This window comes from Arthrobacter sp. B0316-1-20, from assembly GCF_059091865.1.
Genome location: NZ_JBNHHC010000080.1, coordinates 1 through 11,107, shown reverse-complemented (window position 1 = coordinate 11,107; position 11,107 = coordinate 1). Strand labels below are relative to the sequence as shown.

Below are 11,107 nucleotides of genomic sequence, written 5' to 3'. Positions count from 1 at the left end.
CGACCGCTTCGACGATTTCGGTGGTGATGGTTTCGCCGACGATACCCCGGACGTCGTAGGCCTTGAACGATGCGGAAAGATCAAGTGTTGTGGTCACGCGAATAGCCTAATGTGGGTGGGGGAGTGAACCGAACAAACATGACTCAATCTCGGCGTGCTATGGGTCACTTTGAGGAGTGTAGGGCTAGGAACTAAAGAAACAATTTGCCCATCCCAGATAGCTGATCCAGAATGACCGTCGAGTACATTTGCATTTGCAGTGTGGGTGCGGTCGTTGAAAATGAATTTTTGTCTAATTTGACGGAGAAACGAGTTGAATTCTAATTTCCATGCAGTGATTCCTGCTGGTGGATCGGGGACGCGTCTTTGGCCCCTGTCGCGGGCGAAGGCTCCGAAGTTTCTGCTTGATCTGACCGGAGCAGGAAGCAGTCTGCTGCAGCAGACATGGGATCGGCTGCTGCCGATCAGTGCCGGTAATATCATGGTGGTTACGGGAACAGCTCACGGAGAGGCTGTGTCGGCCCAGCTGCCTGTGATGTCATCGTCCAATCTGGTCCTCGAGCCAAGCCCCAAGGATTCGGCCGCGGCCATCGGGCTCGCAGCCATGTTGCTACAGGACCGGAACCCTGACGTCATCATGGGATCATTTGCGGCGGACCACGTCATTCGTGATGTTGCGCTTTTTTCTAAATGCGTAGCATCCGCAGTCGAGGCCGCTGAACTGGGCTATATTGCAACGATCGGCATTGAGCCTACTTATCCGTCCACTGGCTTCGGCTATATCCATTCAGGCGATCCGCTCGTAGAAGCCGCAAACGGGGATGTATTCCATGTGCAGGAGTTTGTCGAGAAACCAGAATACGAACTTGCGGAAAAGTATGTAAAAAGCGGCCAATACCGGTGGAACGCGGGCATGTTCGTTGCACGGGCCAGTGAAATCTTGGACAGCCTACGTGCTAATCAGCCGGACCTGTTCCTTGGTCTGCGCAAGATCGCGGATGCATGGGACACGCCTGACCAGGATTGCGTGATGGCGGAGGTCTGGCAGTCCCTGCCGAAGATCGCCATCGACTACGCCGTTGCTGAGCCTGCCGCGAGGGCCGGAAAAGTCGTCATGGTTCCGGGTTCCTTTGGATGGGATGACATCGGCGACTTTGATGCTGTGACGCGCCTCAGCAGCGCATTTCAGGGAGACGATTCGGTCACTGTGGCCACTCCGGCGTCCAAGGTCATCGCCAACAACAGTTCGGGCTTTGTCCTGTCCACCACCGATCGCGTGGTGGCACTGGTCGGGGTGGAAGACATTGTTGTGGTGGATACCGGCGACGCGTTGCTGATCACTCGGCGTGAACACGCTCAGTCAGTGAAGTCGACAGTAGCTGAACTCAAGTCCTCCGGGCTTCACGAATTGCTGTAGGCGCTGGCGGCGCTATTACTCAGGGCTGTATGAAGCGGACGGCGTCTGGACCGCAAAATCCAGGCGCCGCCGTCGTATTTCCATGCTGAAACCGGGCACTACCACACCCGCTCCGCCACGGTCTCCGCAACCGCGTACCTCATCCGAAGATTTCGCTGTTGATCGCGGACAGGTCCACAGTGATGACCCCGATATTGAGGATGTGCGCGGTGGCCGGGATGCCCAGGCGCTCGAAGGTATGCACGAACGGACTGACCTCGCTGCCCACCTGGTTTAGGGGAACAGGCACATCAGCATGCCCAGGGCCAGCTCGAAGAAGAGCGGGATGTGCACCGGGGCGGTGCTGATCGCATAGGGGCTGGAGGCTCGCCGGCGGTGATGCCGATGGTCTCGATCCATCCCGCCGAAGGTGAACATCACCACGGCGAAGGAGGCGAGAAGGCCCTCGAAGCGAACGGGAAGAAGCCGCCGTGGGCGGTGAGGTCGCCCAGCCGGGTACGGTGCCTGCGTCACGCGGGAAGCCGAAGCCAATGAAGGCGGTGCGGCCGGCTGGCGGCGCTTGTGGGTGAGAAGGGCGTGTTGTAGTCGGACTGGTATCCCTAATTTTCTGATTGTGGCGAAGTGGGCGTGACGGGCATATCCAAGGTCGGTGCATCCAAAGTGCGGGCGGCAGTGAGCACGCTGCGGATCCTCAAGCTGCTCGCCTCCCGCCGGTGGCGGCCTCCTCCTTTGCCTCCGCGCTGGAACTGCCGCGCTCGAGTGTCTGCCACCTGCTGGCGGTGATAGAGCACAACGGTTTTGTGCTGTACCTGGCCGAGGAACAGAAGTATGGGCTGGGCTGTCCGCGTTCGAGCTGAGCTCGGCCTACTCGCGGCAGGAGCCGCTGTCCCGGCTGGGCCGGCGGCTGCTGGCCGGGCTGCTGGACCGGATCGGCGAGAGCGCGCACCTGGCGGTGCTGCACGGCCGGGACGTGCTGTACATCGTGGAGGAGCGGGCGAAGAACCGGCCGTCGCTGGTGACTGATGTCGGGGTCCGGCTGCCCGCCCACCTGACGGCCAGCGGCCGGGCGATCCTGGCCGCGCTGCCCAAGTCCCAGACCCGGGCGCTGTATCCGAACGCGGCGGCGTTTGTGTCCCGGCATGAGACGGCCCATCCGATCACCAAGTACACGCAGCTGCAGTCGCACCTGGACCAGGTCCGCCAGCGCGGCTACGCCACCGAGAACGGGGAGGTCACCCCGGACTTCGCCTCCGTGGCTGTGGCGGTGCGGGACCATTTGGGTGGCCGGCGGCGTCGATTGCGGTGACGCTCCTGTCCAGCCGGGTGCCGGAGGGGGACTGGCCCGCGCTGGTGGAGAAGGTGCGGCCGGTGGCGGAGGAGCTATCGCAGTGGATTCTGGGGATGATCGGGGGCGTTAGGCCCATCAGTGGGGCAGTTATCCGGTTGAAAGTTGCCCCAAACGAGGAAGACCCCCGCGGATACGCTAAAGCCTTCGGTAGTGGGGTTTTCAGTTAGCGCACCGCAAGACTCTTCAGCGGTGGAGGCATCTCGAAAAGGAATCTTGCTTGGGTCCTTCTAAGCAGCGACTCCGCGAGGATGCAGAGCGTGACGATTGCGGCCGTGGCCAGGAGAGGGTAAACCCAGCTCAGCGGCCCCTTAGGAACGCCGACCGGCGAGAACATCAGCGCGTAAACCAAAGGTACATGCAGCACGTAAACGCCCAGGGTGCGCTGGCCAATGAACTGCCCGATGCGGGCAATAGCTCGCCACCGTACAGCCAGCGAGACAGTGCCAATCATGAAGCAGGTCAGCGTCAGACAGCGGAGAATGTAGATCGCGCCGTCAGCCACAGGGGGCAGCGTCATGGATGCCGCCATAGCGCTTAGGCCCGCCCCAGCGGTACCGCCTGCGACGACCATAACGACCTGACGCCGCTCAGCCAGCCTGGCTATCACCTCTTTCCCGTAGACACCGACGGCGAAAAACACAGCCAGGCCGGGGATCTTCAGCCACTGCGTGGATTCCCATCCGGGAATCAACGACACGGCGATACTCAGCACGGCGAGGGAACCGACCGCCAAGTGGGGTTTCACCTTCCCCAAGAGTGACAGCGAGAGGGTATACACCGCTAGCGCGAAGATGAACCATAGTGGAGTCTCCGGGAGTGCAAGCTGGACCAGCAGTCCGAAGCCCTCCACACGATGCGGGGCATCCCTGCCAACAATCAGCAAGCTCAGCGCACCGTACACCAGCAACCAAACTACATACAGGTAGTAACTGGCCAATACGGCGGAAGCCGTCTTGCCGTTGAAGCCCGCGCGTATCTTGCGGGAGGCTAGAAACCCTGAGACGGCGAGCAAAAGCGGCATCCTCAGGGTCCCCAGCACTCCGTTCGCCAGCTCCCAGGCCCGATGCGCTGCGTCTCTTGTGTCGCCCGCATTCAGGTAGTGCCACAGACAGACATGGAATAGCACCACAGCAACCACACATAGCCCTCGGGCTGTATCGATCCATGCGATTCTCTGTCCTCTGACTGTGCCTGAGACCGACGCCATTTCCCCCTTTAGCATGAGACCAAAGGTATCAGCTAGGCAGCCTCACACGATCAACCACTGGGTTCCCTCGCTCGCAGGGGGACTGTCCGAATAACGGCTCTGTCGCACTTTCGGTGGTGGTGCGGCGCGTCGAGGGCGGGTTCGTGCTTCCGGGCTTCTCATGATGGGGCATGGTTGATGCGGAAATGCTGGTCGGGATGGTGTTCTCGGGGTTGTCGGCGTTGGTGATCGAGGGGATCGAGGACACCGGCTAGGTGATCGTGGTTCACGCGTCGACGCGTGGCGGGGCGGTGGAGTGCCCGGCGTGCGGGACGCTGACTAGGAGGGTCCACGCCTTCCATGAGCGCATGCCGGCGGACGTGCCGGCCGATGGGCGCCGCGTGCTGCTGCGGGTGCGGGTACGCCGGATGCGGTGCCTGTCATCTGACTGCGCGCGGCAGACCTTCCGGGAGCAGGTCCCGGGATTGCTGGAGCGCTATCAGCGGCGCACGGTCCGGTTGACCGGACAGTTGCGCGGCGTCGTTCACGAACTTGCCGGCCGTGCGTCGGCCCGGCTGCTGCCGGTCCTTGGGATCGCCGCAGGGCGGGACACCGCGGTGCGGACGCTGCTGGGCATCGCGCTGCCGGAACGTCCGGTCCCGCACGCGCTGGGGATCGACGACTTCGCGCTGCGCCGCGGCCGGGACTACGCCACCGTGCTGATCGATGCCGACACCGGCCGGAGGATCGACGTGCGGGCTGGCCGGGGCGCCCCGGCCGTCACCGAGTGGCTTCGCACTCATCCAGGAGTGCAGACCGTGTGCCGGGACGGCTCGGCCACGTACGCCCAGGCCGTCCGGGACGCGCTGCCCGGAGCGGTCCAGGTCGCCGACCGGTGGCACCTGTGGCATGGCCTGGCCGAAGCCGCCGCCAAGGAGGTCGCCGCCCACTCGACGTGCTGGGCCGGCGCAACAGGTCTGCAGGACGGCCCCCGGGCTCGCACGACAGCCGAGCGCTGGCGGCAGGTGCATGAGTTGCTCGATCAGGACGTCGGGCTGCTGGACTGCTGCCGGCGGTTGAACCTGGGTCTGAACACGGTCAAGCGCTACGCCCGCGCGAGCGAGCCGGAACGCCTTCGACGTGTTCCGCAGTACCGGCCTACGCTCGTGGAACCCTATCGCGATTATCTGCGGCGCCGGCGAGCCGAAGAGCCCGGGGCGCCGGTCACGCAGCTGCTGGAGGAGATTCGTGAGCTCGGCTATCCCGGCAGCGCGAACCTGCTGCATCGCTATCTGAACCAGGGCCGAGCCGATGAGGACCGGGCGCATCTGTCGCCTCGCCGTGCGACCCGACTGCTGCTGACCAGGCCGGAGAATCTGACCGATCGGCAGAGCGAGCGTCTTGATCAGCTCGCCGCCTCATGCCCGGAGATGACCGCTCTCTGCGGCCTGATCCGGGATTTCGCCGGCCTCCTGAAGCCTGACGAAACTAACCCGGCCAGGCTCGAGACGTGGATCCGCGCCACCCGGTCTGCCGACCTGCCGCACGTGCACTCCTTCGCCCACGGACTCGAGCAGGACCACGACGCCGTCATCGCCGCGCTCACCAAGCCGCACCACAACGGCAGAACCGAAGGCGTCAACACCCGGACCAAAATGCTCAAGCGTCAGATGTACGGACGTGCCGGCTTCACCCTGCTCCGCCACCGCATCCTCCTCGGCTGACGGACGCCCACCCAACCACCACCGAAAGTGCGACAGAGCCCGAATAACGGTGGGAACGGCGTGGCCTGACCGAAAGGAACGGCAATGACCGAGACCGTAGAGATGATCGATCCTGTGACGGGAGAGATCATCGATCAGCAGCAGCTCGCGCAGCAACTGCTGGCACAGGCAAAAGAACAGGGCGTGAGTCTGATGGGCCCCGGGGGCCTGCTTGGCAGTCTGACCAAGTCAGTGCTCGAAACGGCCCTCGAGGCGGAGCTGACCGAGCACCTCGGGCACGAGAAGCACGGGGCTGCGGAGGGCCCCAATGTGCGGAACGGGACACGTTCTAAGACTGTGTTCACCGAGATCGGACCCGTCCAGGTCGAGGTGCCCCGGGACCGGGAGGGCACCTTCGAACCGCGGATCGTCAGGAAGCGCCAGCGCCGTCTGGACGGGATCGACGAGGTTGTCCTGTCCCTCACGGCCAGAGGCCTCACCACCGGAGAGATCGCCGCGCACTTTGATGAGGTCTACGGTGCCACCGTCTCGAAGGACACCATTTCGCGGATCACCGAGAAGGTCTGTGACGAGATGGCCGAGTGGGCCAACCGGCCCCTGGACCGGGTCTACCCGGTGATCATGGTGGATGCGATCCATGTGAAGGTCCGCGACGGGCAGGTGCGCAACAGGCCCTTCTACGTGGTCATCGGGGTGAGCGTCAACGGTGAACGGGACATCCTGGGCATCTGGGCCGGAGACGGCGGGGAGGGCGCCAAATTCTGGCTCGGGGTGCTCACCGAGGTCAAGAACCGGGGCGTGGAAGACGTGTGCATCGCCGTCTGTGACGGGCTGAAGGGACTGCCCGATGCGATCACTGCCGTCTGAGAGCTCGCCACGGTCCAGGCTTGCATCATTCACCTGATCCGCAACACGTTCCGGTTCGCCTCCCGGCACTACTGGGAGGAGATGGGCAAGGACCTCAAACCCGTCTATACCGCCCCGACCGAGGCAGCGGCCAGGGAGCGGTTCGCGGAGTTCGACGCGAAATGGGGCACCCAGTACCCGGCAATCACCAGGCTCTGGCGCAACGCCTGGTCCGAGTTCGTCCCGTTCCTGGACTGGGACGTGGATATCCGGCGGGTGATCTGCTCGACCAACGCCATCGAGTCCCTCAACGCCCGCTATCGGCGCGCTGTGAGGGCCCGGGGCAATTTCCCTAACGACGCCGCGGCGCTGAAATGCCTCTACCTCGTCACCCGTTCCCTTGACCCCACCGGACGGGGACGGGCACGATGGGCCACACGATGGAAGCCTGCATTGAACGCGTTCGCCATCGCATTCGAAGGCAGAATCAACTAACCAAGCGCCAAGCCAGACCCACCGTTATTCCCAGTGTCACTATTTTGGAGTGCCGGTTGGTTCGCTCCACCGTTTTTCGCCTTCGTGGCTAGTGTCCGTAGTGCGGCCGGCTGGCACGGACGGACCGGCCGGCCTGGCTTGAGAGGAGCGTGGCATCGCCCCTGACTGGGATATGCCGACCGGCCGGTCCTGCCCCTACCCGTAAAAGGAAAGGAGACAGGACCATGGTGATCATCGGGATCGATGCGCACAAGCGCTCCCACACGGCCGTGATCGCGGACCCGGTCGGCAGGCAGATCGCGGTCAAGACGATCGGCACGACCAGCAGCGACCATCTCGCCTTGCTGGCATGGGCGAACAAGCATGAGGATCAGGAACGGCTCTGGGCGATCGAGGACTGCCGGCATCTGAGCAGACGACTGGAAAGCGACCTCCTTGCGGCGGGCGAACAGGTCGTGCGGGTGCCTCCGAAGCTGATGTCCCATGTTCGAAACAGCGCCCGCACGTTCGGCAAGTCCGACCCGATCGACGCTCTGTCGATCGCGCGTGCCGCCCTGCGGGAACCCGATCTGCCCGTCGCCCGTCTCGACGGCACCGAACGCGAGATCCGCCTTTTGGTCGACCACCGCGAGGACCTCGTCGCCGAACGCACCCGCGTCATCAGCCGGCTCCGCTGGCACCTGCACGAGCTCGATCCTGCCTGGGCGGCCCCGGCCAAGCTCGATCGGGACAGCGCGTTCGCACGCATCAAATCCCACCTGGACGGCCTCTCCGGGATCGTCGCCGACCTCGCTCAACGGCTCCTCACCCATCTGCACCGCCTCACCGAGGAGATCGATGAACTCACTGCCGAACTCAGCCGCCGGATCACCGTCATCGCTCCGGCGCTGCTGGCGATCGTCGGTTGCGGGTCCCTGACGGCGGCGAAAATCCTGGGAGAGACCGCAGGCATCACGCGGTTCCGCTCGAAGGACGCCTACGCACGTCACAACGGCACTGCCCCGCTGCCGGTATGGTCGTCGAACAAGACCCGGCACCGGCTCTCCCGCACCGGGAACAGACAGCTGAACGCGGCGCTGCACCGGATCGCGCTCACCCAGGCCCGCTGCCACCCGGGCGCGCGAGAGCTTCTCGCCCGCCGCAAAGCAGGCGGGGACGGCGGCATGGAAGCACTGCGTATCCTCAAACGCCGACTATCCGACGTCGTATATCGAGCTCTGATCGACGATCAGAAAACCTCCGCAGCCCGCACGCTCATCCTCGCTGCTTGACAGAGGAGCTAGGGACACTCCCTCCGTTAGCGGGACATCCCTGACACTCTTACACAGATGAGAGTGATGAGTGTGAACCATCGACGGCTGGAAATCCTGCTGGCACCGGGGCGGAACGGTATCCCGGTGGCTGAGGTCCGCCGCCGCTACCGCATCTCCCGGCAAAGCTTCTATGAGTTTATTGTCGCCGTCTGGTGGGCGGAGGGCACCGCCGGGCTGCAACCCCGGTCCCGGCGTCCTTCAACATCTCCGGCCAGAACCGCCGATGAGATCGAGCCCCTGGTGCTACCGCCTGCGGATGGACAACCCGCGCTGGGGGTACACGGGTGCTGCGGGTCAAGCTCATCCAGGCCGGCCTTGACCCGGCACCGGCTGTGTCACGATTCGCCGGACCCTCAAACGCCAAGGTCTGGTCACAGCACAGGTGCGCCGAACCTCGAGAACGCGGAAGCGGTTCGAACGTCACACTCCGAACGATCTGTGGCAGATCGACGGAATCCAGGTTGCCTTAGCGGATGGCTCCCGAGCGTGGATCTGATCGATGACCAGGCCCGGCTCTCCATCGGTGCGCACGCTGTCCGCCGCTTCACCGCCCACGCAGCATCTCGCGACAACACAGTGCCAGGGGTGTCCCCGGACCGTACATTTTTCAGTCGGCGTTTTTGGCCCTATTATTGATTGGCGTCGACAGACACAGCAAGAGGTAAGTTAATACAGAACTTCTTCGAAAGCGGCACGGTGCTGTTTCCCGATTCTACTCCAATCTCTGCGGCTCAAATCAGGTCCAGACTTGTCGCCGAGGTCATGAGAAACTCCCAGCGCGGCAAGTAGATGTTCGCTGCTTAGCTGTGACTCGAAAATGCGCACCCAAGACTCTCCAACCTCCGCCTGCAGCAGTTCATTGCTCAGAGTTCTCGGGACAACGACGACCCGGTCCAATGATAGAGCCAACAAGGCTGCCCCGGAATTGTACATTTGGCGATACGGAAGTATGACCACAGAGGACTCAGTGACTACTTTGACCAGCCGGTCTTCAGGCAGATAGCCAAATTCAAAGGAAATACGAGGATCCCCGGCAGCGCGAGTCTCTAAGCTAAGCGCATAGTGGGAACTTTGGGGCTGACCGGCGATCACTAGGCTCAGGTCCGGGCCCTTCGCCGCCATAAAAGCATCAATCAAATCCTCAACGCCCTTATATGGCCGAATCATTCCAACAAATCCGACCCTGCCCTCGACGCGCGAAGAACGATCAAACGAGGACATCCAATCCCTATAATGGCCATGCAATATGGTCCTCTTGACAGCCTTGGGCACAAGCTGATCCAAATTTGCATCTGCGTCATTGAGGCAAATTGCTAGACTGACATTTCGTCGAAAGAGCCAATCAGCAAACTTCTCAGGAAACGAAAGACCTTCATGGGGTCGGAGGTTATGAACTGTCCATATGACAGGAACTGAGAGAACTTTCCAGCGCAATAGCATGCCACCAAGAACAAGGCTTTTTACCCAAGAGCGAACCGGACTCTTACCATGATAGAGAATCTCGGGCCAATGCACGTGAACTGCTGCTGGCCGACTAAAAAGGGCGTTTCTCCAACTCCAGTAGGCAATCGGAATTCCCTCGCTCTCGATTGCTTGAAGTAACTGCGTTATATAGGGGTTCAGGTTCGCCGATGTCTGATGAATTGTTTGAAGTACTTGCCGCAAAGCCGCTCTCCTAAGTCTCACCCACCAACTATGTGGGTCCTAATATCCGTCAAGCTTGAGCGAGGTATTATTCCGCGAGTCGCGGCTGCCTGCAGGTGTCGAAATCCGGCCTCACCCCGCGCCCGCCCTAACCTTCTGAGCACTACGGCCTGCGTGCCCCGCCAATTTATCATTCGTACTCGTCAGTGATGCTGGACGAGACGCAACGACTGCCGTCATAACTACAGCTATCAAAAACGCAAGTCGATACTTATCCAATGCGGGCTCAAGCAAAGCCTTGCCGACCAAGGTTGCAAACGCTGCGGCAAAAACCGCCCTGTCTACCGCCCATCGCCCCTCGAATGTCGCGAAGACAAGAATCAGTACCAGGAGCAGTCCCAGCGCTCCTCCTCGGATTGCTATGTCAGCGATGAAGTTATGTGCCGACTCCGTCGGCACCAACTCGCCTGCATAATAATCAAAGAAGTAGACTTCTTGCCCCAGGCCGTGCCCCGTCAATGGGCTTTCTGAGAAACTAATCCACGCCTGCACCAGTTGGAACGGACGAGTAGCAGCAGAAACAATCTTGCTCTCGCTGAGGAACGTACTATCGATTCCTTCAACAAATAGCCTTGAGACCGCACTGTTGCCTGTAATAATGATCGAGCTTCCAATGGCAGATACCAAGGCAATGACAGCAAATAATCCAGTAAGCTGCAGCCGCTTCTGAGACCTCGAATTGAGGATTCCTGCCTTCCACCAGATGGCTAGCGTGGCAAGTACCCCTACCACAGTGGTTGTCAGAATAGCAGCTCGTTGGTCGCCGAGAAGGGGGTACAAAAACCACAGCGCGAGCCAACTAGCTCGGCCTTCTAGGGCGGCGAAGCCTACAGCACAAAAGGCCAAAATACCGACAATCGTTCCGAGGTCTCCCCCAATGGCACCAAATGTACTTCCTGACATTCCAGGGAATTCCACGGTGACGCCGAGTAGCGTCATTACTGCTACTGCTCCCAGAGGCACAGTGAGGACCTTTAACGCGACACTGCCAGCAGCGAGTAAATCTACGCCCCGCGCCTTTCCCAGTATCGCTGTAAGGAGCAATAAATATATGACCAATCGAGACTGGGTAAA

7 protein-coding genes and 3 pseudogenes are annotated in these 11,107 nt (G+C 61.7%); 5 read left to right on the top strand and 5 right to left on the bottom strand.

The features are described 5' to 3' along the window. The first annotated feature begins 313 nt into the window (after positions 1 to 313). Positions 314 to 1,417 (top strand): mannose-1-phosphate guanylyltransferase, encoded by a 1,104-nt coding sequence (locus AC5RW2_RS38315; RefSeq protein ID WP_493986620.1) that lies wholly within the window; start codon positions 314 to 316, stop codon positions 1,415 to 1,417. A gap of 139 nt (positions 1,418 to 1,556) precedes the next feature. On the opposite strand, the gene AC5RW2_RS38310 is transcribed toward AC5RW2_RS38315, so the two are convergent. Then, complete coding sequence (locus AC5RW2_RS38310) at positions 1,557 to 1,706, bottom strand: hypothetical protein (protein ID WP_494075159.1); 150 nt, start codon at positions 1,704 to 1,706, stop codon at positions 1,557 to 1,559. Beyond that, a complete protein-coding gene (locus AC5RW2_RS38305) occupies positions 1,691 to 1,930 on the bottom strand; it encodes a hypothetical protein (protein WP_493986618.1) in 240 nt (79 codons plus the stop codon). The genes AC5RW2_RS38310 and AC5RW2_RS38305 overlap by 16 nt, the downstream gene beginning before the upstream one ends. 108 nt (positions 1,931 to 2,038) lie before the next feature. On the opposite strand from AC5RW2_RS38305, the pseudogene AC5RW2_RS38300 reads away from it, so the two are divergent. After that, positions 2,039 to 2,818, top strand: a pseudogene (locus AC5RW2_RS38300) (IclR family transcriptional regulator); the annotation flags it as partial. A 110-nt stretch (positions 2,819 to 2,928) separates the two neighbouring features. Here AC5RW2_RS38300 and AC5RW2_RS38295 read toward each other — a convergent pair. Then, the gene (locus AC5RW2_RS38295; RefSeq protein WP_493986621.1) at positions 2,929 to 3,972 is read right to left on the bottom strand and encodes an acyltransferase family protein; all 1,044 of its coding nucleotides are present in this window, start codon (positions 3,970 to 3,972) and stop codon (positions 2,929 to 2,931) included. Positions 3,973 to 4,142: 170 nt separating this feature from the next. Between AC5RW2_RS38295 and AC5RW2_RS38290 the strand changes: the two are divergent. From AC5RW2_RS38290 to AC5RW2_RS38280, 3 genes and pseudogenes are all read left to right on the top strand, one after another. Beyond that, positions 4,143 to 5,675, top strand: a pseudogene (locus tag AC5RW2_RS38290) (ISL3 family transposase). Between the two features lie 102 nt (positions 5,676 to 5,777). Continuing rightward, positions 5,778 to 7,016 (top strand): annotated as a pseudogene (locus AC5RW2_RS38285) (IS256 family transposase). A gap of 224 nt (positions 7,017 to 7,240) precedes the next feature. Beyond that, positions 7,241 to 8,287 carry an IS110 family RNA-guided transposase gene (locus tag AC5RW2_RS38280; protein ID WP_494075158.1) on the top strand — a complete coding sequence of 349 codons (1,047 nt, stop codon included), beginning with the start codon at positions 7,241 to 7,243 and terminating at the stop codon, positions 8,285 to 8,287. 708 nt (positions 8,288 to 8,995) lie between these two features. Here AC5RW2_RS38280 and AC5RW2_RS38275 read toward each other — a convergent pair. Both AC5RW2_RS38275 and AC5RW2_RS38270 read right to left on the bottom strand, forming a co-directional pair. After that, on the bottom strand, positions 8,996 to 9,550 hold the full coding sequence (locus AC5RW2_RS38275) for a glycosyltransferase (RefSeq protein ID WP_494032396.1): 555 nt from the start codon (positions 9,548 to 9,550) through the stop codon (positions 8,996 to 8,998). Positions 9,551 to 10,105: 555 nt separating this feature from the next. Continuing rightward, positions 10,106 to 11,107: O-antigen ligase family protein (locus AC5RW2_RS38270; protein ID WP_494075157.1), on the bottom strand; the 1,002-nt coding region annotated here is incomplete at its 5' end.

Bases quoted from the DNA above. Each gene is read 5' to 3' on its own strand.
- AC5RW2_RS38280 (WP_494075158.1), top strand. From the start codon at position 7,241: ATGGTGATCATCGGGATCGATGCGCACAAGCGCTCCCACACGGCCGTG.
- AC5RW2_RS38275 (WP_494032396.1), bottom strand. From the start codon at position 9,550: ATGTCCTCGTTTGATCGTTCTTCGCGCGTCGAGGGCAGGGTCGGATTT.
- AC5RW2_RS38295 (WP_493986621.1), bottom strand. From the start codon at position 3,972: ATGGCGTCGGTCTCAGGCACAGTCAGAGGACAGAGAATCGCATGGATC.